This window comes from Nitratireductor soli, assembly GCF_001050155.1.
GTDB classification, from domain to species: Bacteria; Pseudomonadota; Alphaproteobacteria; order Rhizobiales; family Rhizobiaceae; genus Nitratireductor; species Nitratireductor soli.
Genome location: NZ_LFVY01000003.1, coordinates 120,972 through 146,161 on the forward strand (window position 1 = coordinate 120,972; position 25,190 = coordinate 146,161).

A 25,190-nucleotide genomic window follows, 5' to 3' on the forward strand; every position below is an offset into this window, starting at 1 on the left:
CCAATGCACATCCTCGCCACCACCACCGCCTCGCTGGACGATCTGATCGAGCCTGTCGATCTGCGTCTGCAGCCGGCGGAGATGGCGGCGCTGTCGTTCACCGACAGCGACCTGGCAGGGATGGCCGCCGCCTGGCAGGCGGAGCGCGATGCGCCGCCCTCCCTGCGGCTCGCCGCCCTGCGCGACCTGCGCCACCCGATGTCCGTCGATCTCTGGCTCGACAGCGCGGCAGCCCACGCGCGCATCATCCTGGTGCGCGTGCTGGGCGGCTATGACTGGTGGCGCTATGGCTGCGACCGTCTGGCGGCGCTGGCGCGAGATCGGGGCATCGCATTGGCATTGCTGCCGGGTGAGGGGCAGGCGGACGATGCGCGACTTGCCGAACGCTCCACCGTCTCACCGAGGGAACGCATGGCGCTGCTCGCCTGTTTCCGCGAGGGCGGGCCGGACAATATGCGCGCTGCGGTGCGGCGCATGGCGCGATTGACCGGGCGCGATGTGGAGGCTCCGGCAGCGACGCCGCTCGCCAGGGCCGGCTTCTACGCCCCGGGACACGGCATCGTGCCGCTCGATTTCTTCACGGCCAGGCTGGACGCCGCACAGCCGGTCGTGCCGATCCTGTTCTACCGCTCGATGCTTCTGGCCAGCGATGTAGCGCCGATCGATGCGCTTGCCGAGGCGCTTCTGGCGCGCGGCATCCATGCCGTGCCGATCTTCGTTTCCAGCCTGCGCGAAACCGTGGCGGCGGACCTTGTGGCCGGCGCGACGCAGGAACTGGGAGCCTCGGCGCTGATCACCGCAACCGCCTTTTCCAGCGGCGCGGAACCCGGCGAGAAAACCCTGTTCGACCGGCTCGGCCTTCCCGTCTTCCAGGTGGTGACGGCGACGACCCGACGGCAGGCCTGGCAGGAGGGCCAGCGCGGCCTCGCTCCCGCTGACCTCGCCATGCACATGGTGCTGCCGGAGCTGGATGGCCGCATCATGGCCGGCGCCATCTCCTTCAAGGATGACGCGATGCTGGACGAGGGCCTGTCCTTCGGCGTGCAGCGCAACCGGCCGGAAGAGGACCGCATCCGCCAGGTGGCAGCGCGCATTGCCGCCTTTCTGGCGCTGCAGGCGAAGCCGCGCGCAGAACGACGCCTCGCAATCCTCCTGCCCGACTATCCGAGCGCGCCCGGACGCACCGGCTACGCGGTCGGCCTCGATGTGCCGGCCAGCGTGCTTGCCATGCTGCACGACCTCAAAGAAGCCGGCTACACGGTTGCCGACATTCCGGCCACGCCGCGCGATCTGATGCGGGCGCTCGAAACAGCCTCGGATGGATTATCCTTATCCGACTATGCGAACTTCCTGCCCGATGTGCCCGAAAGCGCAAGGGAAGCGCTGGATGGAACATGGGGGCCGGCCGAGGACGACGCTGAAGATGGTCGTTTCGCTTTTCGCGCCGCGCATTTCGGCCACGTGACCGTGGCGCTGGCGCCGGACCGCGGACGGGCCGCCGACCGGCGCGTCGATTACCACGATCCCGTGCTTGCGCCACGCCATGCGCTGGTGGCCTTCGGCTTCTGGATGCGCAAGGCGCTCGGCATCGACGCGCTGATCCATGTCGGCGCGCATGGCACGCTGGAATGGCTGCCCGGCAAGACCGTGGCGCTGACCGAGAACTGCTTTCCCGAGATCGTCACGGGCGCCCTGCCCGTCATCTATCCCTTCATCGTCAGCAATCCCGGCGAGGCCGCGCAGGCCAAGCGGCGCATCGGCGCCGTGACACTCGGCCATCTGACGCCGCCGCTCATCGGCGCGGGCCTGTCCGACGACCAGCGCGAGCTGGAACGGCTGGTCGACGAATACGCCCAGGCCGACGGGCTGGACCGCCGCCGCCGCGACCGGCTGGCCAAGCTGATCGTCGAGACGGCACAGCGCACCGGCCTCACACGCGAGGCCGGCGTGGAAGACGCCGGCGACACGGACGCGGCGCTGATGCGGATCGACGCCTGGCTGTGCGACCTGAAGGATTTTGCCATCAAGGACGGCCTGCATGTCTATGGCCGCAGATCGGAGGCCGGGGACACGCCCGAGCGTTCCGCCTGCGCGAAGGCCGAGCGCGCCGCGCTGCTGGCGGCACTGGACGGCCGGCACATCGCGCCCGGCCCCTCCGGCGCGCCCTCGCGCGGCCGCACCGATGTCCTGCCCACCGGCCGCAACATGTTCACCGCCGACCCGCGCACCCTGCCGACACCGACCGCCACGGCGCTCGGCCGGCTGGCGGCGGACGAGGCCGTGCGCGCCTATCTCCAGGACCATGGCGACTGGCCCCGCGCGCTGGTGATCGATCTGTGGGGCAGCGCCAGCCTGCGCACGGGCGGCGAGGAGATCGCCCAGGGCCTGGCGCTGATGGGCTGCCGCCCGCAATGGGACGATGCGACGGGCCGCGTGACCGGCATCGAGGTGCTGCCGCCGGCCGGCATCGGCCGGCCGCGCATCGATGTCACCTGGCGCATTTCCGGCCTGTTCCGCGACATGTTCCCGACGCAGATCGCCCTTCTGGACACGGCGTCGGCCGCCGTTGCCGCCCGTGACGAGGAGGCCGGCGAGAACCCGCTGGCGGCTGCCGCGCGCGCCAGCGGCGCGATCCCGCCGCGCATTTTCGGCTCCGCCCCCGGCACCTATGGAGCCGGCCTGGAAGACAGGCTGGCGCGCGGCGACTGGCACGAGCGCGCCGAGCTGGGGCAGGCCTATCTCGACGCCGCTTCTCACACCTTCGGCGGCGTTGAGGGCGAGGGAACGCACGCCGGGGGCGCATTCGCCGCACGGGTCGCCGAGGCCGACATGCTGCTGCACACGGGCGACGATGCCGGGCGCGACATCCTCGAAGGCTCCGCCGATGTCGCCTTCATCGGCGGTTTTGCAGCGGCGGTCGAAGCGCTTGGCGGCAAGGCCGATCTCGTCGTGCTCGACACGACCAACCCGGAGCGTCCCCGCGCCCGCTCGCTGGCACAGACGATCGCCCGCACCGTGCGCGCCCGCGCGCTCAACCCGCGCTTCATTGCCGGCCAGTTGCGCCACGGGCCGCGCGGGGCGGCCGAACTCACCGAGACGGTCGACCGGCTGATCGGCTTCGCCGAAACCACGAGCGCCGTCCCCGGTGCGCTGATCGAGGCCGTGTTCGACGCCTATCTGGGCGACGCCGCGGTGCGCGCCTTCCTGCTCGCCGAAAACCCGGCGGCCGCCAACGCCATGGCCGAGCGTTTTGCCGCGGCGCGGCGGCGCGGCCTTTGGCACCCGCGCCGCAACTCCGTCGATGGCGATCTCGCCGCGCTGATCGCGGAGGCGCTCGCATGACGATGCGGCGCGGCGCCTGCCCCACCCTTCTCCAGCCGATGCAAACCGGCGACGGGCTGCTGGTGCGCTTTGCGCCCGGCCCTGGCCGGTTGACACCCGTGCGGCTGAGGGCCATCGGCCAGGCGGCGGAGCAGCATGGCAACGGCCTCGTCGAGATCACCTCGCGCGGCAAGCTGCAGGTCCGCGGCCTGAGCGCGCAGAGCGCGCCATTGCTTGGCGAGCGAATTGTCCAACTGGACCTCGGCTTGGCCGATGGGCTTCAGGCGGAGGTCGGAGCGCTCGCCGGATCGGCGGCGGATGAAATCGCCGATCCCCTGCCGCTGGCAACCACGGTCGCGCAACTGGCCGCCGACAATGGCTTGACCCATGCGCTTGCGCCGAAAGTGTCGGTCACGATCGACGGCGGCGGCGCGTTGCATCTGGCTGAGATCGGCGCGGACATCAAGATCGAGGCGATATCAGGCGCCCGCTGGCGGATCGGCATCGGCGGCAACAGCGCCAAGGCACGTTGGCTTGGCCAGGGCGATGCGGCGCAAACGGCACGGACCGCCATCGTCATCCTCGGCCTGCTGGCCAACAAAGGCGCTGCGATGCGTGTCCAGCACCTGCACGGCGATCTGCTGGACGGGCTTGCAGCGGATTTGGCGCCAACCGCGCCATTGCCGGCCTTTGATCACCCTTCGCCTGTCGGCGTCTTTCCCCTGCGCGACGGGAGCGAAGCATATGGCTTCGCCCTGCCCTTCGGCCAGGCGCGCGGCCAGGATCTGGCGGCCTTCGCCGAGGCGGCCATCGACGCCACCGAGATCAGGCTCGCGCCCGGCGGCGGGCTGCTTGTCCTCGGCCTGCCGGAAGATCAGGCACCAGCCTTGCGCGAAACCGCCAGGCGACTGGACTTCATCGCCGATCCGACGGACACGCGCCTCTCCATCGTCGCTTGCGCCGGTGCGCCCTCTTGTGCGGCCGCGCTTTTCGACGCCAAGGCCGTGGGCCGTGACCTGGCCAGCTCGGGCCTGCTCGACGGGTCGCTGCGCGTGCATCTCGCCGCCTGCGCCAAGCTGTGCGCCCAGCCCGCCGGCCCAAAGATCACCCTGATCGGCCGCAAACGCGGCTGCACGCTTGCCGCCGACAACGCCACACCCGCCGATGCGCTTGAAGCCTTTCTCGGCGAGCGCGGCGAAGCGCATCGCACCACGCCCCGCCGAAAGAAAACCTGATGCCCCAGACCGACTACATACGCGACGGCAATGCCATATATGAGCAGTCCTTCGCCATCATCCGCGCCGAGGCAGACCTTGCCCGCTTCTCCGAGGAGGAGGCCGATGTGGCGGTGCGCATGATCCACGCCTGCGGACTGGTCGAGGCAGCGCGGCATTTCGTCTTCTCGCCCGGTTTCGTGGGAGCGGCGCGCAGCGCGTTGAAAGCCGGCGCGCCGATCCTGTGTGACGCGGAGATGGTGGCGCGCGGCGTGACGCGGACCCGCCTGCCCGCCGAAAACGATGTGATCTGCACCCTGCGCGATCCGCGCACCGCGGTGCTGGCCGAGGAGATCGGCAACACGCGTTCGGCGGCGGCGCTGGAATTGTGGGACGAACGGCTGGAGGGCGCGCTGGTCGCCATCGGCAATGCGCCGACGGCCTTGTTCCACCTGCTCGACATGCTCAACGCCGGCGCGCCAAAACCCGCCGCCATCATCGGCATGCCGGTCGGCTTCGTCGGCGCGATGGAATCGAAGGAGGCATTGGCCGAAAGCGGCCTCGGCATCCCGTTCGCCATCGTCCGCGGACGCATGGGCGGCAGCGCCATGACCGCCGCCGCCGTCAACGCATTGGCGAGGGCCGGCCTATGAAGGGAACCCTGATCGGCGTCGGCACCGGCCCCGGCGACCCGGAACTCCTGACCGTAAAGGCCCTGCGTGTGCTGCAGAATGCCGACGTGGTGGCGCATTTCGCCAAGCGCGGCCGCAAAGGCAATGCGCGCCGCACGGTCGAAAGCCTGCTGAAACCATCGGTCGTCGAACTGCCGCTCGACTATCCCGTCACCACCGAGATCGACAAGGCAGATAGTGACTATATCGACGCCATACAGGGCTTCTACGCGGAGGCGGCGGCGCGCGTCGAAAGCCATCTGCGCGAAGGCCGCGACGTGGCCGTGCTCAGCGAGGGCGACCCGCTGTTCTACGGTTCCTACATGCACCTGCATGTGCGGCTGGCGCCGCGCTATCCGACGCGGGTCATTCCCGGCATCACCGCCATGTCCGGCTGCTGGTCGCAGGCTGGCCTGCCCATCGTCCAGGGCGACGACGTTTTGAGCGTCCTGCCCGGCACGTTGGCGGAAGCGGAACTCATCCGCCGGTTATCCGACACGGAAGGTTTCGTCATCATGAAGGTCGGCCGCAATCTGGCGAAGATCCGCCGGGCGCTGGCCGCTGCCGGTAAGCTCGACGGTGCCGTCTATGTGGAGCGCGGCACGATGGACGACACGCGAACGCAGAGGCTCGCCGAGAAACAGGACGACGAGGCGCCCTACTTCTCGCTTGTCCTGGGTCCGGGCTGGCAGGCCAGACTGCGCGAGGCTGTGGCATGAGCGGACGCCTGGCGATCATCGGAACGGGGCCTGGCAACGCGGCGCAGACGACGCCGCAGGCGCGCGCGGCGATCGCCGCGGCGACCGATTTCTTCGGCTACGCGCCCTATCTCGACCGGCTCGACCTGAACGACCGGCAGGTGCGCCACGCTTCCGACAATCGCGAGGAACTGGCGCGCGCGCGCGCAGCGCTGGAAATGGCCGCGTCCGGCCGAAACGTCGCCGTGGTCTCCGGCGGCGATGCCGGCGTTTTCGCCATGGCCGCCGCCGTCTGCGAGGCCATCGAGCATGGGCCCATGGAATGGCGCGCGCTCGACCTGGAAATCATTCCCGGCATCACCGCCATGCTGGCGGTGGCCGCGCGCGGCGGCGCGCCGCTGGGACACGATTTTTGCGCCATCTCGCTTTCCGACAATCTCAAGCCATGGGAACTGATCGAGGAGCGGCTTACCGCCGCCGCCGGCGCCGGTTTCGTCATCGCGCTCTACAATCCGATCAGCCGCGCCCGCCCCTGGCAGCTCGGCCGGGCGCTGGAACTGCTGCGCGGCATCCTGCCCGCTTCAACCCCCATCGTCTTCGGCCGCGCCGCCGGCCGGGCAGACGAGCGCATGGCGATCGTGCCGCTCGAGAACGCACGATCGGACATGGCCGACATGGCGACCTGCGTCATCATCGGCTCGCCGGAAACGCGCGTCATCGAACGCGCCGGCCTGCCGCCGCTGGTCTATGCGCCACGCTTTTCGGAAAGGCCGGAGAAATGACGGTCGATCAGCCGCGTCGCCTCCTCGACACTTGCAACCGTGGCGACGCCGGTCGGCTTCGGCCGGTCGATCATGATCACCGGCAGGCCGAGCGCACGGGCGGCAGCGATCTTGGCGTAGGTCGCCCCGCCGCCGCTGTTCTTGGCAATGACGATGTCGCAGCGATGCTGCCGCAGCAGCGCAATCTCGTCACCCTCGGAAAACGGCCCGCGCGCCAGGATGCACGCTGCATCGGGCGGCATATGGCCAGGCTCGACGGATTCGACGCTGCGCACCACATAATGATGCTGCGGCGCGCCGGCGAAGATGCCCACTTCCTGCCGGCCAATGGCCAGGAACACGCGGCGCGGCCTGTCGCCCAGCATCCGCGCCGCCTCGGCCATGCCGGCGACGATCCGCCAGTCGTCACCGGCGACCGGCTGCCAGGCCGGGCGCATCAGCGTGATCAGCGCAATCCCTGTCTCCGCGACGGCCTGCGCCGCGTTGCGCGCCATGCGCGCGGCGAAGGGATGCGTGGCGTCGATCAGCAGGTCGATACCCTCGCTTTGCAAGTACCGGGCGAGCCCGTCCGGCCCGCCGAAGCCGCCGATGCGCATCTCCCCCGCCAACGCCTGCGGTGCGCTGGTGCGGCCGGCGAGCGACGTGACGACACGCACGTCGCCGCGCCCGGCCAGGCTTTCCGCCAGGCGTCGCGCCTCGCCTGTTCCGCCGAGTATCAGGATCTGGATGGTCATCATGCCTTTTAGAGCATTTTGCAGTCAGGTGGAATCACCTAACGTCCGCATAAATGCGGAAAAACAGAGAGATAGACCGGATCCACGAGACGCGCAAAGCGCCGTCTGGCTGACCATTGTCGGCATAGGCGAGGATGGCATTGCCGGTTTGAACACCGCCGCACGAGAGGCGATCGGCAAGGCCGAATTCGTCTTCGGCGGACGCCGCCACCTGGCGCTGGCCGAAACCCTCATCGCCGGCGAAACGTGCCCCTGGCCATCGCCGTTCCAGAAGGCCGTCGATGCCGTTGCGGCCCTGCGCGGCCGCGCCGTCTGCGTGCTCGCCTCGGGCGATCCGTTCCATTTCGGCGTCGGCGCGACGTTGGCGCGGCGGATCGATGCCTGCGAGATGCGCGTCTTCACCGCACCCTCCGCCTTCAGCCTCGCCGCCGCCCGGCTCGGCTGGCCGGTGCAGGCGGTGGAGACGATCTCCCTGCATGGCCGGCCCATCGCGCTGATCCGCGCCGTGCTGCATCCGGGCTGCCGCATCATCGCGCTGACCTCCGACGGCAAGGCGCCGGCGCAGATCGCCGCGCTGCTTGGCGCCGACGGGTTCGGCAGCTCGCCCTTCCATGTGCTGGAAGGACTGGGCGGGCCGCGCGAACGCCACATGAAACTGACCGCCGAAACCGTCGAGGACCGGGTCTTCGACGACCTCAATGTCATTGCCGTCGAGGTCGCCGCCGCGCCGGACGCCCGCATCCTGCCGCTCGGCACGGGCCTCGACGAGGCGCTGTTCGAACATGACGGGCAGATCACCAAACCGGAAGTGCGCGCCGTGACCCTTGCCGCATTGCAACCCAGGCGCGGCCAGCTCCTGTGGGACATCGGCGCGGGCTCGGGCTCGATCTCCATCGAGTGGCTGCGCCAGCACGGCTCGCTCTCGGCCATCGCCGTCGAGGCTGACGCGACGCGCGCCGAACGCATTCGCCGCAACGCCGAAAACTTCGGCGCGCCCGATCTGCGTGTGGTGAGCGGAAGTGCGCCCGAGGCGCTCGGCGATCTGCCGGCGCCCGACGCGATCTTCATCGGCGGTGGCGGCAGCGCGCCGGGCGTGATGGATGCCGCCATCGACGCGCTTGCCCCTGGGGGGCGACTGGTCGCCAACGCGGTGACGCTGGAAATGCAGGCTGTCCTGCTCGATCGTCATGCCCGGCTGGGCGGCGACCTGATCGAGATCGCCATTGCCCGTGCCGCGCCCGTCGGCGGCATGACGACGCTGCGGCCGGCCCTGCCTGTTCTCCAATGGCGCTGGAGCAAGCCATGATCTGCGCGGGGCTCGGCAGCAGGAGCGGTGTGTCGCGGGACGCGGTCCTGGCAGCGCTCGACGCCGCGCTGGCGCGTCACCATCTCGACCGCGCCGCCCTCGATGCGCTGGCAACGGTGCCGCGCAAGCAGGACGAGACCGGCCTCCACGCCGCGGCAAGCCATCTTGGCCTTCCGCTGGTCGTCGCCGCGCAAGGCGCATTGCGGGACGCCAGGCCACGCTGTCTGACCACCTCCAAGGCATCGTTCCTGGCCACCCGCACCAATTCCGCCTCCGAAGCCGCGGCGCTTGCCGTTTGCGGCGCGCAAAGCCGCCTGCTCGGACCGAGGCTCACGCTAAACGGCGTCACCTGCGCCATCGCCACAACCGGAAACCAACCATGACCGTCCATTTCATCGGCGCCGGACCGGGCGCCGCCGACCTCATCACCGTGCGCGGGCGCGATCTCATCGCCCGCTGCCCGGTCTGCCTCTATGCCGGCTCGCTGGTGCCGCCGGAGCTTCTGGCGCATTGCCCGGAGGGCGCGCGCATCGTCAACACCGCACCCATGTCGCTCGAGGAGATCGAAGCCGAGTTTCTGGCCGCCCATGAGGCAGGGCATAACATCGCCCGCCTCCATTCGGGCGACCTGTCCGTGTGGAGCGCGGTTGCCGAACAGATGCGCCGCCTCGACCGGCTCGGCATTCCCTATACGCTGACGCCCGGCGTGCCGTCCTTCTCGGCCGCCGCCGCCGCACTGGGGCGCGAACTGACCATTCCCGAAGTGGCGCAGAGCCTGGTGCTGACGCGCATCTCCGGCCGCGCCTCGAAAATGCCGGCGGGCGAAACCCTGCCGGGCTTCGCCGCCACGGGTGCAACGCTCGCCATCCATCTGGCGATCCACGCGCTCGACCGGGTCGTCGCCGAACTGACCCCGTTCTACGGCGAGAACTGCCCCGTCGCCATCGTCGTGCGCGCCACCTGGCCGGACGAGCGCATCATGCGCGGCACGCTCGGCACGATCGAGGCGCAGGTGGCAAAGGACCCCATCGACCGCACCGCGCTGATCTTCGTCGGCCCCGGCCTGACGGCTGAGGATTTCCGCGAAAGCGCCCTCTACAGTGCCGATTATCAACGCCGTTTCCGGGGGCGCGAAGGCCTATGAACACAGTGGACGCGCTGACCAGGCTCGGCTTTGAGCCGGCAAAGTTCGAACCCGGCCATGTGTGGCTTGCCGGCGCCGGTCCGGGGGGCCTCGCCTGCCTGACGCTCGGCGTGCTGGCCGCACTTAGCGAGGCCGACAGCGTCGTCTATGACGCCCTGGTCGACCCGGCCGTGCTGAAGGCCGCCCCACAGGCCACGCATCACTATGTCGGCAAACGCGCCGGCCAGCCCTCGACAAGCCAGGACGACATCAACCGCCTGCTGGTCGACGAGGCGAAGGCCGGCCGGCGTGTGCTGCGGCTGAAGGGCGGCGACCCGAACATGTTCGGACGCGGCGGCGAGGAAGCCTTCGTGTTGGCCCGCGCCGGCATCCCCTTCCGCTTCCTGCCGGGCATCACATCGGCGGTCGGCGCGCTTGCCGATGCCGGCATCCCCGCCACCATGCGTGGCGTCAACAAGGCCATCGTCTTCGCCACCGGACACGCCGCCGGCACGCCGGACGATCTCGATTGGGCAGCCCTTGCCAGGACCGGCCAGCCCATCGTCGTCTACATGGGCATGCACAAATTGCCGCTGATCGTCGACGCGCTCACCGGCGGCGGGCTTGCCGCCGAAACGCCGGCCGCCCTGATCATGGACGCGACCACGCCGCGCGAGCGCATTCTCGTCGCCGATCTCGGCAGCCTGGTCGCCGAGGCAGAGCGCCAAGGCTTCGGCTCGCCGGCCATCATCGTCATCGGCGGCATCGTCGCGCTTCGCGAGCAGCTTCGATGAGCGCCCGCGCCCTGATCATCGGTGCGGCGCGCTCGGGCTCCGGCAAGACCAGCGTCACCATCGGCCTGATGCGCGCCTTGAAACGACGCGGGCTCGCCGTCCACGGGGCGAAATCCGGCCCCGACTATATCGATCCTGGCTTCCACACCGCCGCCACCGGCCGTCCCGGCGTCAATCTCGACAGCTGGGCGATGCATCCCGACCTTCTGGCGCATCTCGCCGGCAGGCAGGCGGCGGATGCCGACATGCTGCTCATCGAAAGCGCCATGGGCTTGTTCGACGGCATCGTTTCGGAGCCGGGACGATCTGGTGCTGCGGCCGACATTGCCCGTCTCTATGGCGTGCCATGTCTGGTCGTCCTGGACGTGTCCGGCCAATCGCAGACAGCAGCCGCTCTGGCCAAGGGTTTTACCGCCTACGATCCACGCGTAAACATCGCCGGCGTCGTGCTCAACCAGGTGGCCAGCGCCCGGCACGAGGCCATGGCGCGCGACGCCATCGAGGCGATCGGCATCAAGGTGCTGGGCGCGGTGCACCGCAATCCGGACATGGCCCTGCCCGAGCGGCATCTGGGCCTGGTGCAGGCCAGCGAGCATAGTGCGCTCGAAGCCTTCATCGAGCGGCTCGCCGACGTGATGGAACGATCCATCGATCTCGACGCGGTGCTTGCGGCATCGGCACCGCTTGACGCGCCCGGCGGCACGCTACGGCACATGCTGCCGCCGCCCGGCCAGCGCATCGCCATCGCCCAGGATCGCGCCTTCAGCTTCGTCTATCCGCATGTGGCCGCCCATTGGCGGGCGGCGGGTGCCGCGCTTGTGCCCTTCTCGCCGCTCGCCGACGAGGGACCGGACGCTTCCGCCGATGCCTGCTGGCTGCCCGGCGGCTATCCGGAGCTGCACGCAGCGCAACTCGCCAATGCCGAGAATTTCCGCGCCCGCATGCGCGCCTTCGCCGAAACCCGGCCGGTGCATGGCGAGTGCGGCGGCTTCATGGTTCTCGGCGGCGCGCTGGAGGATGCCGACGGCATCACCCATCCCATGCTCGGCCTGCTCGGCCACGTGACCAGTTATGCCAAGCGCAAGATGAATCTCGGCTACCGGCAGGCGCGGCTCCTTGCCGATTGCCCCATCGGCCAGGCCGGCGAAACGATCCGCGGCCACGAGTTTCACTATTCGCGGCTGATCGAACCCGGCGCCGACGAACCGCTTGCGGAACTCGCCGACGGTCAGGGCCGCGCGCTCGGTGCCGCCGGCGCAAGGCGTGGCCACGTGACCGGCACGTATTTCCACGCCATCGCGCGGGGATGAGGCGATGAGCGAACGCCGGCCCGCCCTTTCACCGCTCCGCGACATCGCCGCCTGCATCGGCTTCTACACGCGCCTGCCTCTGCCGGCGTTCGCCATGCCGGCGCGCGGTTTCGCCCAGGCGCAATGGGCCGCACCCATTGCCGGCCTGCTGGTCGGCGCGGCGGGTGGGCTGGTGCTTCTCGCCGCCCTGACGCTCGGCCTGCCGCCGACGATCGCCGCAGCGCTCACACTCGCCGCCACGCTGCTTGCCACCGGCGCGCTGCACGAGGACGGGCTGGCTGATCTGGCCGATGGTTTCGGAGGCGGAATGACCCGCGAGCGGAAGCTTGCCATCATGAAGGACAGCCGCATCGGCGCCTATGGCGTCGCGGCGCTGGTGCTCTCGCTCCTCCTGCGCTGGTCGGCGCTGGCCGCACTCGGCTGGGCCGCCTTTCCGGCGCTTGCCGCCGCGCACGCCGCCTCGCGCGCGCTGATGCCGGCGCTGATGCATCTTGTGCCGCCGGCGCGCGCCGATGGCGTTTCAGCGGGAGCGGGCCGGCCCAATGGGCTGACGGTCGCTGTCGCCCTGTTGATCGGCGGCTTTGCCCTGCTTTTCGCCGACCTCAGCCTGCTTCTCATTGCCGCTCCGCTGCTGGCGCTGGCGCTGTTCCTCGTCAAGCGCCTTACTGAGCGGCAGATCGGCGGCCAGACCGGCGACGTGCTCGGTGCGCTGCAACAGGTGGCCGAAACGCTGACGCTCGTCGCCGCCACAATTCCTTTCACCTGAAGGACGCCCCATGACCGCATTCTCCACCATTGAAGACCTGCGCGCCGCCTGCCTTGCCCTGCCGGATGGCGACGCGGACGCGGCCAGAGAGGCGTCAGCCCGCCAGGCAACGCTGACCAAGCCGCCCGGCAGCCTCGGCCGGCTCGAGGAAGCCGCCGTGCTGCTCGCCCGCTGGCAGGGCCACGCCCGGCCTCGGCTGGACAATGTCCATGTGCTGGTCTTTGCCGGCTCACATGGCGTGACCGCGCGCGGCGTCTCGGCCTTCCCCGCCGAGGTGACGGCGCAGATGGTGGCGAATTTTTCCGCCGGCGGTGCGGCCATCAACCAGTTGGCCGCACAGGCCGGCGCGACGCTGACCGTCACCCCGCTCGACATCGACCGCCCGACCGAGGATTTCACCCAGGCGCCGGCGATGAGCGAGCGCGATTTCCTCGCCGCTGTCCAGGCCGGCCATGACGCCGTTCCGGCTAACGCCGATCTCGTCGCGCTGGGCGAGATGGGCATCGGCAACACAACGGCGGCGGCAGCCGTCGCCGCCGGCCTGTTCGGCGGCCAGGGCGCGGACTGGGTCGGGCGTGGCACCGGCGTCGACGATGCAGGCCTTGCCCGCAAGGCCGGCGTGGTGGACACCGCGCTTTCCCGGCACGCGGCGATCCTCGCCGATCCGCTCGCCACGCTGCGCTGCCTGGGCGGGCGCGAGCTGGCGGCCATGTTCGGCGCGGCCCTCGCCGCACGGCAGAGACGCATCCCCGTCCTGCTCGACGGTTTCGTCTGCGGCGCGGCGGTGGCACCCCTCGCCCGGCTGAGCGAAATCGGCTTGGCGCACGCCATTGCAGGCCATGTCTCGGCCGAACCCGGCCACCGCAAGCTGCTTGCAGCCCTTGATCTGGCGCCCTTGCTCGACCTCGACATGCGGCTTGGCGAAGCCTCCGGCGCCTGCCTGGCGATCAACATCCTGCGCGGCGCGCTCGCCTGTCACAATGACATGGCGACCTTCGCCGAAGCCGGCGTCTCGGACGGCTAGGCGGATGCGCACGCTTTCGGTCATCGGCATCGGCGCCGGCAATCCCGAGCACATGACGGTGCAGGGTATCAACGCGCTGAACCGCGCCAACGTGATCCTGATCCCGCGCAAGGGCGAGGCCAAGGAAGACCTGGCCGACCTGCGCCGCGCCATCTGCGAGCGCTTCCTCGGCAACAAGAACACGCGCATCGTCGAGTTCGACCTGCCGGTGCGCGATGCGGACGACCCGTCCTACCGCAATGGCGTCGACGACTGGCATGCGGCCATCGCCCGCCTTTACGCCCGGCTGCTGGCCGAACACACGGGGGACGACGGCCACGCCGCCTTTCTCGTCTGGGGCGACCCGTCGCTGTATGACAGCACATTGCGCATCATCGAGCGGCTGCGGGCGGACACGGGCGTCGCCTTCGCGCTCGATGTCGTGCCCGGCATCACCAGCCTGCAGGCGCTGGCGGCGAGCCATAAAATGCCGGTCAACACGATCGGCGGGGCGATCCACATCACCACCGGCCGCCGCCTGCGCGCCGAGGGCTTTCCCGACAACGCCGATACGGCGCTCGTCATGCTCGACGGCGGTTGCGCCTTCGGCGTGCTGCCCGGCGATGCCTACGACATCTTCTGGGGCGCCTACCTCGGCACGGCGGACGAGATCGTCATCGCCGGCCGGCTCGCTGATGTGGCGGACGAGATCGTCGAGACCCGCGCCAAGGCGCGCAGCGCCAGGGGCTGGATCATGGACACTTATCTGCTGCGGCGGCGCTAGATTCTCGCAGACTTGGTCGGCGCCCGCCCCTCACGCTTACCCTCTCCCCGCAAGCGGGGAGAGGGAGGCATAGACGTTGCGGCCAACCTCCTTCTCCCCGTGTGCATGGGGAGAAGGTCCCGGCAGGGGGATGCGGGGCGATCCACCCTGAACTGAAAACACTCTAAACCTTCTCGCCAAGCTTCGTCTGCGCGGCCTGCCATTCGGCATAGGTTGGCCGGTCGATCTGGAAAGTGTCCTGCGAGCGCGCATACCAGCCGCGCCCGTGCATGCGGGCGATCAGGCCGAGCGCCGGCGTGTCGATGTGGCCGCGGTTCGCGTCGAGCACGAATTCGTCGGCGACGCGGATCTCCACAACGCGGCCGACCACCAGCGCCTGGTGCGGGCCGGTGACCAGCACGGTGTGGCTGACGCATTCGAAGGACACCGGCGCCTCGGCGATGTGCGGCGGCGCGACGCGCGCGGAGGCGAGCGGCGTCAGCCCGGCGCAGTCAAGCTCGCTGACATCGCTCGGCGCGTCCATCGAGGTGATGTTCATGCGCCCGGCCAGCCGCTCCGGCACCAGATTGACGACGAATTCGCCACCGGCGACGATGTTGCGCGACGTGTCCTTGAAGCCGCGCTTGTCATCCGCCATCACGCCGATGGCGACGGTCGGCGGCTTGTGCCCCATGACGTTGAAGAAGCTGTAGGGTGCGGCGTTGACCACGCCAGCGGCCGAAAGGCTGGTCACCCAGGCGATGGGGCGCGGCGTCACCGTCGCCGTCATCAGCTTGTAGCCAATCTGCGGGTCGAGTTCGTCGAGCGTGAAGCGCATGGCCTTGCACTACGCGCTCTTGCCGCTGATGGCGGATACGGCGCGCTTGGGCCGGTCGTCCACCGTGAGCTGGAACACGTCGGGCCGCGCATAGTGGCCGGTCACGTCGAAATCATATTTGCCGCGCGCCACGCTGCCCATGTCGATCTCGGCATAGAGCAGCGCCTCGCCGTCGAAATCCGGCCCCGCCAGCACGCGGCCGAGCGGATCGACGATGGCGCTGCCGCCGCGCATCAAAACGGTCGCCGGATCGTCGCCCAGTGCGCATTCATGGTCGTCAGGATAGGCGGCGCGGGTGATGTGCTGGCAGGCCGTCAGCACGAAGCAGCGCCCTTCCAGCGCAATGTGGCGCATGGTCGGCAGCCAGGTGTCGCGGTCGTCGGCGGTCGGCGCGCAATAAAGGCTGATGCCCTGGCTGTACATGTGCATGCGCAGCATCGGCATGTAGTTTTCCCAGCAGATCACCGCGCCGATGCGGCCAAGCGGCGTCTCGAAGACCGGCATGGTCGAGCCGTCGCCAAAGCCCCAGATCAGCCGCTCGCCGGCGGTCGGCATCAGCTTGCGGTGCTTGCCGACAAGCCCTTGCTCGCCATCGAAGAACAGCACCGTGCAATAGAGCGTGCCGCCGTCGCGCTCGATGCAGCCCATGACGGCGAAGATGCCGGTCTCGGCGGTGGCTTCGGCAATCAGCGCCACCTCGTCGCCGTCGAGATCGATGGCGCGTTCGTAATAGGCCTTGAAGGCTTCGCGCCCCTCCGGCTTGCGCATGCCGATCGGCGCGCCGAAGGACGCGCCCTTCGGGTAGCCGCCGAGGAAGGCTTCGGGAAAGACGATCAGCCTGGCGCCCTCGCCCGCCGCCTCACGGATCATCGCCGCCGCCTTTTCAGCCGAGGCGAGCGGATCGACGGGGTTGGATGCGGCCTGGGCAACGGCTGCCTTGAACGGTTTCATGCGGCTTCTCCTGCGACGGGGCTGGCGATGGATGCGCGCACGGCCTTGGCCAGAGCGCCTTGCGGCTCGGTCAGGCTCAGCGCGATGTCGAAATGATTGTGCGCCGGCATGTCGATGCTCTGCACGGCATGACCGGCGGCGTTCCAGGCGTCCGCATAATCGCGGGTCTGGCGGATGAATTCGCTGGTCTCCAGCCCGCCGACGGAGGCGATCAACCGCGCCTCGCTGCGCTCGGGGATCAATCGCATGGGCGAGTTCCCGGCAATCGATTGTTTGGTGAAACGCATCCAGCCATCCACCTGCGTATGCTGCAACGGCTCCAGTTCGTAAAGCCCGCTCAGCGCCAGAACGGTGCCGAGGATATTGTCCGGAAGACCGAAGCGCTCGGTCCAGCCGCCGGCAAGCAGCATGCCAACGAGATGACCGCCGGCCGACGAGCCGCCGACATGAATCCTGTCGGTCCTGATGCCATGGGCGAAGCCATTGTGCTTCAGCCAAGCCACCGCGCTGCGCACCTGGCGGACCATCTCGGCGATATCCGCCTGCGGCGCCAGCGTGTAGTTCATCACGGCCACGGAGACGCCGTGCGGCACGAGCCCGCCGGCGGCAAAGGCGTTGTCCTCCTTCGAGCCGCCGCGCCAATAGCCGCCATGCACCCACAGGAAGACCGGGCAGTCCTTGCCCGCCGGATAAAGGTCGAGCATCTCGCCGCTTTGCGGATCGTAGACGATGTCCTTGACGACGCGATGCGTGCGTTGGACGCGGGCGCTCTCGGCCACGTAGCGCGCATGTTCGTCGTCATAGGAAGCGACGCTTTCGCGCGCGTTGTATTCGCGCTCCAGCGTGGCCTGCTCCATGTTCCTGTAGAGCGTGTCGGCCATTGCCCTCAGACCCCCAGATAGCGATGCGCGAGATCGGCGTTCGCCGCCAGTTCCTGCGGCGTGCCCTGCCACACCACCTTGCCCTTCTCGACGATGTGATGGCGGTCGACCAGCGGCGCCATCTCCTTCAGATTCTTGTCGACGACGAGGATCGACTGGCCACGTTTCTTCAATTCGCGCAGCGTTGACCATATGTCGGCGCGGATGACCGGCGCCAGCCCCTCGGTTGCCTCGTCGAGGATCAGCAGCGCCGGATTGGTCAGAAGCGCCCGGCCGACCGCCAGCATCTGCTGCTCGCCACCCGAAAGCGTTGCCGCGGACTGGCCGCGCCGTTCCTGCAGGCGCGGAAAGAGTTCGAAGATGCGCTGCAGCGTCCAGCCATCCTTGCCGCCCGGCCGCGCCGTGGCAACGAGGTTTTCCTCGACGCTCAGCGACGGAAACACGCGCCGCCCCTCGGGCACCAGGCCGATGCCACGCCGGGCGATGGCGTTGGGCTGCAGGGCGGTGATGCTGTCACCTTGCAGCACGACATCGCCGCGCCGCGCCCGCACCATGCCGAGGATCGTGTGGATGGTGGTGGTCTTGCCCATGCCGTTGCGGCCGATCAGCGAGGTCACCGACCCGCGCGGCACCTCGAACTCCATGCCGAACAGAACCTGGCTGACCCCGTAGCCCGCTTCGAGACCGGTCACCTTCAGCATCAATCGTCTCCCAGATAGGCGCTGCGCACCTCGGCATCCTGCCGCACCTGATCCACCGTGCCGGTGAAGATCACGCGGCCATAGACCAGCACGCTGACCCGGTCGGCGAGCGTGAACACCGCATCCATGTCGTGCTCGACCAGCAGCATCGGATATTGCCCCTTCAGCTCCTGCAGCAGGGTCACCATGCGGGTGGACTCCTCGGCGCCCATGCCGGCCATCGGCTCGTCCAGCACCAGCACATGCGGCTTGCGGGCCAGCGCCACGGCCAGTTCGAGCTGGCGGCGTTCGCCATGGGCGAGGTTGGCCACCTGCCGGTTCTCGCGCCCGCCGAGCCCCGCCTTGCCGATCCAGTGCAGCGCCTCGTCGCGCAGGCCGGCATCGTTGCGCGGGTTGGCGAACAGGTTGAACGAGCCGCCGCCCATGCAGTCGGGCGACAGGATCACATGTTCCAGCACGGTGAACTCCAGGCAGAGCTGCGTCGTCTGGAATGAGCGCCCGAGCCCCAGCCTGGCGCGTTTGAAGGCGGACAGCGGCGTGATATCCCGGTCCTGGAAATGCACGGTTCCCGCATCGGAAGGCAGTTCGCCGCAGATCTGCGCGATGAGCGTCGATTTGCCGGCGCCGTTCGGCCCGATCAGCGCGTGGATTTCGCCGGCGCGCACCTCCAACGTCACGTCGTCGGTGACCTTCAGAGCGCCGAAGGACTTGCGCAGGTGCCGTAGCGAGAGGACTTCAGTCATGGCGGCCTCCCTTGAGGAAGCGGCCGAGCATGCCCTGCTGGCCGAACAGGGCGATCAGCACCAGCACCGGCCCCATGACGATCATCCAGTGCTCCGTCCAGATGGTGAGGATCTGTTCAAGGCCGATGAAGGCCGCCGCCCCGGCGATGGGTCCAAGCAACGTGCCGAGCCCGCCCAGCGTGACGATGGCCATGAACTCGCCGGATTTCGCCCAGGTGGCCATGTCGGGCGTGACGAACTGCGCGTAATTGGCCCAAAGAATACCGGCCATGCCGGTGCCGACAGCCGAGATGACGAAGGCGGTCAGCCGGAACGGCAGCGGATTGACGCCGAGATTGATGGCGCGGCGCTCGCTCTGCCTGAGCCCCTGGAACACCATGCCGAAGCGCGAATTGACGATGAAGCGGCAGAACAGGACCCAGATCACCAGAATGCCGAGCGCCAGGTAGTAGAGCGACCACGGATTGTCGAGGTCGACCACGGCCATGGTGTTGCGCGTGTCCATCATCAGCCCGTCGTCGCCGCCGTAATATTGCAGCGAGACGAGCAGGAAATAGACCATCTGGGCAAAGGCCAGCGTGATCATGATGAACTGCACGCCGCGTGTCTTCAGCGCCAGATAACCGATGACGAGGCCAAGCAGCGCACAGGCAAGAAGCGCCAGCGGCCACAGGATGAAGGCTGAATTGCTGCCAGCCCAACCGAAGATCAGGTCGCCGGCGTTGGTGTGATGGGCGAGGATCGCCACCATGTAGCCGCCCAGGCTGAAGAACATGGCGTGGCCGAAGCTGATCAGCGCGCCATAGCCGATGATGAGGTCGAGGCTGACCACCGCCAGCGCGTAGATGACGATGCGGGTGAACAGCGGCAGGCCGCCATGCCAGCCCGTCTGCACGACGACGATCGGCGCGAGAATGAGCAGAACGAGCATGATAAGCCCGGTGATCGCGAAACGGTCGGGTTTGGGCATCGGTCAGCTCCGCGCAGGAAAGAGGCCATAGGGCCGGACGAGAAGCACCAGCGCCATCAGCACGTAGATGCTGGCCGAGACCAGGCCCGCGCCCAGCGTGTCGGCGACGGAAAACGGCAGCAGCGAAGTCAGGATCTGCGGCACATAGGCCCGGCCCAGACTGTCGACCATGCCGACCAGCATGGCGCCGACGAAGGCGCCGCGAATGGAGCCGACGCCGCCGATGACGATGACGACGAAGGTGGTGATCAGGATGCGCTCGCCCATGGCGATCTCGACCGCCAGAAGCGGCGCGGCCATCACGCCGGCGAGGCCGCACAGGACGGCGCCCAGACCGAACACGCTCATGTAGAGAAGCCGCATGTTGACGCCGAGCGCATCGACCATCTGCCGGTCGTCGGCGCCAGGCGCATCAGAGGATAGGCCAGCCCCGGCAGCAGCGTCACCGAGCCCTGCAGGAAATCGGGGATGTTCATGAAGATCGGCGCGCGGCCGACGATCAGCGTCACCGCTTCGTTGGTGAACAGGATCAGGCCGAGCGTCGCCAGCACCTGGTAGAGATGGTCGCGCCCGTAGAGCCAGCGCACCACCACCGTCTCTACCAGCAGGCCGTAAATGCCGGCCCCGGCCATCGCCGCCAGAACGCCGAGCATGAAGGAGCCGGTCGCGGCGATGGTCAGCGCGCCGCAATAGGCGCCGACCATGTAGAAGGTGCCATGGGTGAGGTTGATCACGCCCATGATGCCGAAGACGAGCGTCAGGCCCGAGGCAAGCAGGAAGAGGAACGCGCCATATTGCAGGCCGTTCAGAAGCTGTTCGATGAAGAGAATCATGGCGCTCCGATGCTCGCCCTTCAGGAATGTCGAAGGCCGCCCGGCCCGCGTGAGGCAGGCCGGGCGAAACCGGTCAGTCGAGCTTGCAATCCTTGGCGTATGAGTCCTGATGGTTTTCGGCGATGCGCTCCACCACCTTCTGGACGATCTCGCCATCGGCGTTCTTCTCGAACCGCGTCAGATAGTAGTTCTGGATCGGATGCTGGTTCGGGCCGAAGGTGAAGGCGTCGCGGATCGGCGTGAAGTCGGCCTTGCGCAGCGCGGCGCGGAAACCGTCGGCATCGTCGATATTGCCATCGACCGCGTCGAGCGCCGAGGCGATCAGGTTCGCCGTGTCGTAGGCCTGCTCGGCATACATGGTCGGCGTGCGGCCATAGGCGTCCTTGAAGCGCTTGACGAAGTCGCGCGAGGCATCGTTGTCGAACTCGGTCGTCCACAGGGCCGAGGCATAGATGCCGTCGGCCGCGTCGCCCGTCGCCTTGACCATCTGCGCATCGAGCGAGAAGGCCGGAATGAGCATCGGCACGCTGTCCTTCAGGCCGGCATTGTCATACTGCTTGGCGAAATTGATGCCCGCCCCGCCTGGATGGAACTGGTAGATTGCGTCGGGAGAAAGCGAGCGGATGCGCGCCAGCTCGACGGAGAAATCCGTCTGGTCGAGCTTGGTGTAGATCTCCGAGACGATCTCGCCTTCGTAGGTCGCCTTGAAACCGTTCAGCGCATCGCGGCCGGCCTGATAGTTCGGCGCGAGGATGACCACTTTCTTGTAGCCGAGCTTGTTGGCCGCCAGGCCGGCCGCCTCGTGGAAGGCGTCGTTCTGGTAGGAGGCGACGAAGTAATTGGCGTTGCACTTCTCGCCGGCGAAGACCGACGGGCCAGGATTGAGGCTGATGTAGAAACCGCCCGACTGCAGCACGGTTGGCTGCACCGCCGCCAGCACGTTGGAGAAGTTCACCCCGGTGAACAGCTTGATGCCCGACTGCACCAGCCGGTCGGCCGACTGCTTGGCGTTGGCCGGCTTCAACCCGTCATCCTCGATTTCCAGCGTCACCGGCGTCTTGCCCAGCGTGCCGTCCTCGCCGATGGCGAGGTTGAAGGCGTCTCGGATGTCCTGGCCGATATAGCCAGCCGGCGTCGACAGCGTGGTGATGAAGCCGATGCGCAGCGGTTCCGCGCCGGCGCTGCCTGCGAAAACCATGCCCAGTGCCGTGGCGACAAGCCCCGCCTTGATGGTCGTGCTCACGATACGAATGCTCATTCTTTCCTCCCTTGGATGACGGTGCCGTGCGGTTTTCAACCGGCCGGCCGGCGTCGCGAAAAATCATTGCCGATCGCCACCACCGGGTGGCGGATCGTGCCGATGCCTTCGACGCAGGCTTCCACCACGTCGCCGGGCCACAGCCATTCCTGCGGCGTGCGCCCGGCGCCGACGCCTTCGGGCGTTCCCGTGGCGATGATGTCGCCCGGCTCCAGCGTGATGCCGGCCGAGATGTCGGAGATCAGCGTCGGGATCTTGAACAGCATGTGCCTGGTGTTGGAACCTTGCTTGCGCTCGCCATTGACGGTCAGCCAGAGATCCAGATCATGCGGATCGGCAATCTCGTCGGCGGTGACGATGCATGGGCCGAACGGCGCGAAACTGTCTTGCCCCTTGGAATAGATCCACTGGCCGGCGCGCCGGTTGTCGCGGGCGCTGACGTCGATCATGACGCTGTAGCCGAAGACATGGGAAAGAGCCGCGTCCTCGGACACCTTGCTAGCCGTGCGGCCCATGATGACGGCAAGTTCCACTTCCCAGTCGAGCTGCTGCGTCAGCGCCGTGTTGTGCTCGATCGGCTCGTTCGGCCCGACCACCGCCATCGGCGGCTTGCTGAAGATGACGGGCTCTTTCGGCAGGTCGTTCGACGTGTCGAGCGTGCGGCTCGATTCGGCGACATGCTCCACATAGTTGAGGCCGATGCCGAAGATGTTCTTGCGCGGCCGCGGGATCGGCGCGAGCAGCTTGACGTTGGACAGCGGCACGGTCGTGCGCACCGGCCAGGCGCCGCGCGCCTCGTCGAGCATCCGCTTCAGCGCCGCCAGCCCGTCCGGGCCGAGGTCGATCAGCTCCAGCATGGAAGCGGGAAAGTCCTCGCCGAAGGCGATGCCCAGCGCTTCCACGTCGACGACGCTCTCGCCTTCGATCACGCCGAGACGCGCGGGCGCCTCGACCGAGGCCCTGTAGGTAACCAGTCGCATGCAGAATTCCTTGCCAGTGTAATTGATGTCAGTCTTGTGGCTGGTGCCCGCCATTGTCGGCGAAGGCTTCTTCCCGGTAGAGGCCGAGCGCGCGCATCACCGGCAGATCGTTGAAGCAGAACAGGCAGGCGTCATCGCCGTCGGACAGATTGGCATGCTCATGCCAAGCCCATGAGGGCACGCAGAAGATGTCGCGCTCCTGCCAGTCGAAGCGTTTGCCGCCGATGACGGAATAGCCCTTGCCCTTGGCGACCTGGTAGAGATAGCTGCCGGTGTGGCGGTGCGCTGTGGTCTTCTCGCCGGGCCGCAGCATCTGCATGCTGGCGCCGATGGTCTGCATCACCGGGCCGGACGTGACCGGGTTGATGTACTCCATCAGCACACCGTCATGGGGTGAGCCGTCGGTGGCCTCGGCGTAGCGCGACAGCGCCTCGTAGGTGCGCGTCCATTCATATTTGTAGAGCGGCGAATAACCCTTGTCCCAGGCCCCGCCGCCCGGCGTCAGGCCGGGATTGCCCCAGGTCTTGGTCATGTCGTCGACCGGATGGCCAACGGCCTGGCTGAGATCCGGATGCACCTCGTAGAAATTGGCTTCCAGCGTGTTGACCAGCGGAATGTCGAGCCCGTCCTGCCAGATGCAGGGGCTGCCCGAAGCCTCGACACCATGTTCGTGCCAGGTGCCGTTCGGCGTCAGCACGAAGTCGTTGGCGTTGAGCGTCATCTTGTGGCCGTCGACGATGGTGTAGGCGCCGGCGCCCTCCATGATGAAGCGCAGGGCCGAGGCGGAATGGCGGTGCGCGGAAGCCGCCTCGCCCGGATGCATCACCTGCAGGCCGGAATAGAGCCAGCCGACGGCGGCTGCGACATCGCGCCGGCCCGGATTGTTGAGGTAGATCACGCGGCGACCGGCCTTTTCCGGCGTCACCAGCTTGACCGATCGCAGCACATGTTCGCGCAGGTCGCGGTAGCGCCAGATCATCGGCACGGAAGACGATTGCGGCTCCCACGGCTCGATCTTGTTGGCGACGGTCCATAGCGCGCCGGCTTCCAGCGCCTCCAGCTCGTCGTAATAGGCCAGGAGTTCAGGCGTGTCCTCGACATTGGCGCGCCCGACCACGTCCTCGCGGTAATTCTCCCTGCCTGACGACATGCTCACCTCCTCTGTTCGTTGGCCAGAGGATAACAGCGTGATTTTCGTTGTAAATACAGATTTTCGCAAATTCTGTTTTTTTCGTTGGTTGCACGCATCGGCGTGCTATGCTCTCGTCGAACTTTGGGGATGGAATCGCAAACAGGATCGCGGACGTGTCGGAAAGAAAAGGCGTGCGGGAAACGACGCTCACCGAGGAAGCCTATCAGAAGCTGCGCTGGGACATTGTCAGCGGCACGCTTGAGGCGGGCAGCCCGCTGAGGCTGGACAATCTCAAACAGCGCTACGGGCTCGGCTATTCGCCGCTGCGCGAGGCGTTGAACCGGCTGCACAGCGAGCGGCTGGTGACCACCGTGGCGCTGCGTGGCTTCACCGTCGCGCCATTGTCGCTGAGCGAAATGTGGGATGCGGTGGAGACGCGCATCCACATCGAGGCCGAGGCCCTGCGGCGCGCCATCGAATATGGCGACGACGAATGGGAAACCGAGATCATCTCCACTTTCCACGCGCTTGCCATCAAGGCGAAGCGTTTGCAGGACCTTACGGAACAGCCGCCGAAGGAAGAGATCAAGGCGCTCGAGGAGCGGCATCACCGCTTCCATCACGCCCTGATCAGCGCCTGCCGCTCGAACTGGCTGCTCGACTTCTCGCAAAAGCTCTATGTGGAGACGGAACGCTACCGCTTTCCCGTTCTCGGCGGGTCGATGGCCGCCTCCTCGCGTGACGTGTCGCGCGAGCACCAGGACATCATGGAAGCGGCGATTGCCCGCGATGCAGACCGGACCGTCGCCCTTTTGACCGCCCATTACCGCCGCACCGGCGAGACGCTTTCGGCCCGCTATGCGCCGGAGAGCGAAGCAAATGTCGCGCACCGGCCAAAGGCGCCAGCCCTGTAAAACGGGTCAGCCACCATCTGGCGGCAAAACGCCCTTCTTCAGGATGACGTTGCCGTAAAAGCGCCGCTCGCCGGTCTGGATGACGGCGAATGCCTCGCGCGCCCGGTCATAGAAGGCGAAACGCTCCAGCGGGCGTATCCGCGCCGGATGGTCGGCCACCTCATCGATCACCTTCTGGAACGCCTCTATCACGGGCGGAACGCCCTCGGGATCGTCGACCATCTGCATGCTGATTGCCGGATCGTCGACGAAACTGTCGAGCGGCATGACGCTGAGCACCGCCGCCAGCACACGTGCCGCCTCGATGCCGTCGAGGCGGATCAATGTCCGGGCGCTCGATTCGCCCGGGAAGTTGGCGTCGGCGATGACGATCTCGTCGCCATGGCCCATCGCCCGCAAAGTGTACAAGAGTTCGGGGGACAGGATCGGGTCCAGGCCGCGCAGCATGCATTTCCTCCCGTTTGGCCGGCACGCGCGCATTGGATTCAATTGGCGCTTTTTTTG

25 protein-coding genes and 1 pseudogene are annotated in these 25,190 nt (G+C 67.9%); 14 read left to right on the forward strand and 12 right to left on the reverse strand.

The window, feature by feature from the left end:
- The first annotated feature begins 3 nt into the window (after nt 1-3).
- Genes cobN through AB843_RS04660 form a run of 5 tightly spaced genes read left to right on the forward strand, consistent with a single transcriptional unit; the run spans nt 4 to nt 6,686 of the window.
- Nucleotides 4-3,342, forward strand: coding sequence for a cobaltochelatase subunit CobN (cobN, locus tag AB843_RS04640; RefSeq protein WP_048645630.1), 3,339 nt, complete (start codon nt 4-6; stop codon nt 3,340-3,342).
- Complete coding sequence (gene cobG, locus AB843_RS04645) at nt 3,339-4,556, forward strand: precorrin-3B synthase (protein WP_048645631.1); 1,218 nt, start codon at nt 3,339-3,341, stop codon at nt 4,554-4,556. The genes cobN and cobG overlap by 4 nt, the downstream gene beginning before the upstream one ends.
- On the forward strand, nt 4,556-5,188 hold the full coding sequence (locus AB843_RS04650; RefSeq protein WP_048645632.1) for a precorrin-8X methylmutase: 633 nt from the start codon (nt 4,556-4,558) through the stop codon (nt 5,186-5,188). Before cobG ends, AB843_RS04650 begins: the two co-directional genes overlap by 1 nt.
- Entirely contained in the window at nt 5,185-5,925 is a 741-nt protein-coding gene (locus AB843_RS04655) for a precorrin-2 C(20)-methyltransferase (protein WP_048645633.1), read from the forward strand. The genes AB843_RS04650 and AB843_RS04655 overlap by 4 nt, the downstream gene beginning before the upstream one ends.
- Entirely contained in the window at nt 5,922-6,686 is a 765-nt protein-coding gene (locus tag AB843_RS04660; protein ID WP_048645634.1) for a precorrin-3B C(17)-methyltransferase, read from the forward strand. Before AB843_RS04655 ends, AB843_RS04660 begins: the two co-directional genes overlap by 4 nt.
- On the opposite strand, the gene AB843_RS04665 is transcribed toward AB843_RS04660, so the two are convergent.
- Nucleotides 6,650-7,420 (reverse strand): cobalt-precorrin-6A reductase, encoded by a 771-nt coding sequence (locus AB843_RS04665; RefSeq protein ID WP_206412789.1) that lies wholly within the window; start codon nt 7,418-7,420, stop codon nt 6,650-6,652. The two genes, AB843_RS04660 and AB843_RS04665, sit on opposite strands and share 37 nt — an antisense overlap.
- A gap of 1 nt (nt 7,421) precedes the next feature.
- On the opposite strand from AB843_RS04665, the gene cbiE reads away from it, so the two are divergent.
- Genes cbiE through cobF form a run of 8 tightly spaced genes read left to right on the forward strand, consistent with a single transcriptional unit; the run spans nt 7,422 to nt 14,506 of the window.
- Nucleotides 7,422-8,726 carry a precorrin-6y C5,15-methyltransferase (decarboxylating) subunit CbiE gene (gene cbiE, locus AB843_RS04670; protein WP_082143648.1) on the forward strand — a complete coding sequence of 435 codons (1,305 nt, stop codon included), beginning with the start codon at nt 7,422-7,424 and terminating at the stop codon, nt 8,724-8,726.
- Nucleotides 8,723-9,109: a cobalamin biosynthesis protein gene (locus tag AB843_RS04675; protein WP_048645819.1), complete on the forward strand. Its 387-nt coding sequence runs from the start codon at nt 8,723-8,725 to the stop codon at nt 9,107-9,109. The genes cbiE and AB843_RS04675 overlap by 4 nt, the downstream gene beginning before the upstream one ends.
- On the forward strand, nt 9,106-9,870 hold the full coding sequence (cobM, locus tag AB843_RS04680; RefSeq protein WP_048645636.1) for a precorrin-4 C(11)-methyltransferase: 765 nt from the start codon (nt 9,106-9,108) through the stop codon (nt 9,868-9,870). The genes AB843_RS04675 and cobM overlap by 4 nt, the downstream gene beginning before the upstream one ends.
- Nucleotides 9,867-10,643: a uroporphyrinogen-III C-methyltransferase gene (gene cobA / locus AB843_RS04685; protein WP_048645637.1), complete on the forward strand. Its 777-nt coding sequence runs from the start codon at nt 9,867-9,869 to the stop codon at nt 10,641-10,643. The genes cobM and cobA overlap by 4 nt, the downstream gene beginning before the upstream one ends.
- Nucleotides 10,640-11,953 (forward strand): cobyrinic acid a,c-diamide synthase CobB, encoded by a 1,314-nt coding sequence (locus AB843_RS04690; RefSeq protein ID WP_048645638.1) that lies wholly within the window; start codon nt 10,640-10,642, stop codon nt 11,951-11,953. The genes cobA and AB843_RS04690 overlap by 4 nt, the downstream gene beginning before the upstream one ends.
- Before the next feature lie 4 nt (nt 11,954-11,957).
- Nucleotides 11,958-12,719 carry an adenosylcobinamide-GDP ribazoletransferase gene (gene cobS / locus AB843_RS04695; RefSeq protein WP_048645639.1) on the forward strand — a complete coding sequence of 254 codons (762 nt, stop codon included), beginning with the start codon at nt 11,958-11,960 and terminating at the stop codon, nt 12,717-12,719.
- 10 nt (nt 12,720-12,729) lie between these two features.
- A complete protein-coding gene (gene cobT, locus AB843_RS04700; RefSeq protein WP_048645640.1) occupies nt 12,730-13,743 on the forward strand; it encodes a nicotinate-nucleotide--dimethylbenzimidazole phosphoribosyltransferase in 1,014 nt (337 codons plus the stop codon).
- A gap of 4 nt (nt 13,744-13,747) precedes the next feature.
- Nucleotides 13,748-14,506, forward strand: coding sequence for a precorrin-6A synthase (deacetylating) (gene cobF, locus AB843_RS04705; protein ID WP_048645641.1), 759 nt, complete (start codon nt 13,748-13,750; stop codon nt 14,504-14,506).
- 163 nt (nt 14,507-14,669) lie between these two features.
- On the opposite strand, the gene AB843_RS04710 is transcribed toward cobF, so the two are convergent.
- From AB843_RS04710 to AB843_RS04755, 10 genes and pseudogenes are all read right to left on the reverse strand, one after another.
- Nucleotides 14,670-15,323, reverse strand: coding sequence for a flavin reductase family protein (locus tag AB843_RS04710; RefSeq protein ID WP_048645642.1), 654 nt, complete (start codon nt 15,321-15,323; stop codon nt 14,670-14,672).
- A gap of 9 nt (nt 15,324-15,332) precedes the next feature.
- Nucleotides 15,333-16,274: a carbon-nitrogen hydrolase family protein gene (locus AB843_RS04715; RefSeq protein WP_048645643.1), complete on the reverse strand. Its 942-nt coding sequence runs from the start codon at nt 16,272-16,274 to the stop codon at nt 15,333-15,335.
- A complete protein-coding gene (locus AB843_RS04720; protein WP_244467894.1) occupies nt 16,271-17,155 on the reverse strand; it encodes an alpha/beta hydrolase in 885 nt (294 codons plus the stop codon). Before AB843_RS04720 ends, AB843_RS04715 begins: the two co-directional genes overlap by 4 nt.
- A 5-nt stretch (nt 17,156-17,160) precedes the next feature.
- Nucleotides 17,161-17,856: an ABC transporter ATP-binding protein gene (locus AB843_RS04725; protein ID WP_048645644.1), complete on the reverse strand. Its 696-nt coding sequence runs from the start codon at nt 17,854-17,856 to the stop codon at nt 17,161-17,163.
- The gene (locus tag AB843_RS04730; protein ID WP_048645645.1) at nt 17,856-18,599 is read right to left on the reverse strand and encodes an ABC transporter ATP-binding protein; all 744 of its coding nucleotides are present in this window, start codon (nt 18,597-18,599) and stop codon (nt 17,856-17,858) included. The genes AB843_RS04725 and AB843_RS04730 overlap by 1 nt, the downstream gene beginning before the upstream one ends.
- Nucleotides 18,592-19,569 (reverse strand): branched-chain amino acid ABC transporter permease, encoded by a 978-nt coding sequence (locus AB843_RS04735; protein WP_053086094.1) that lies wholly within the window; start codon nt 19,567-19,569, stop codon nt 18,592-18,594. Before AB843_RS04735 ends, AB843_RS04730 begins: the two co-directional genes overlap by 8 nt.
- A gap of 3 nt (nt 19,570-19,572) precedes the next feature.
- A pseudogene (locus AB843_RS04740) lies at nt 19,573-20,402 on the reverse strand (branched-chain amino acid ABC transporter permease).
- A 73-nt stretch (nt 20,403-20,475) separates the two neighbouring features.
- Nucleotides 20,476-21,660: an ABC transporter substrate-binding protein gene (locus AB843_RS04745; protein WP_048645646.1), complete on the reverse strand. Its 1,185-nt coding sequence runs from the start codon at nt 21,658-21,660 to the stop codon at nt 20,476-20,478.
- Nucleotides 21,661-21,695: 35 nt separating this feature from the next.
- Nucleotides 21,696-22,640, reverse strand: a complete 945-nt coding sequence (locus tag AB843_RS04750; protein ID WP_048645822.1) for a fumarylacetoacetate hydrolase family protein — start codon at nt 22,638-22,640, stop codon at nt 21,696-21,698.
- A 28-nt stretch (nt 22,641-22,668) separates the two neighbouring features.
- Nucleotides 22,669-23,790 carry a cupin domain-containing protein gene (locus AB843_RS04755; protein ID WP_048645647.1) on the reverse strand — a complete coding sequence of 374 codons (1,122 nt, stop codon included), beginning with the start codon at nt 23,788-23,790 and terminating at the stop codon, nt 22,669-22,671.
- Nucleotides 23,791-23,945: 155 nt separating this feature from the next.
- Here AB843_RS04755 and AB843_RS04760 point away from each other — a divergent pair, with 155 nt between their 5' ends.
- Complete coding sequence (locus AB843_RS04760; protein WP_048645823.1) at nt 23,946-24,686, forward strand: GntR family transcriptional regulator; 741 nt, start codon at nt 23,946-23,948, stop codon at nt 24,684-24,686.
- A gap of 6 nt (nt 24,687-24,692) precedes the next feature.
- Here the strand turns inward: AB843_RS04760 and AB843_RS04765 are convergent, their stop codons facing one another.
- On the reverse strand, nt 24,693-25,133 hold the full coding sequence (locus tag AB843_RS04765; RefSeq protein ID WP_048645648.1) for an RbsD/FucU family protein: 441 nt from the start codon (nt 25,131-25,133) through the stop codon (nt 24,693-24,695).
- Between the last annotated feature and the right edge of the window lie 57 nt (nt 25,134-25,190).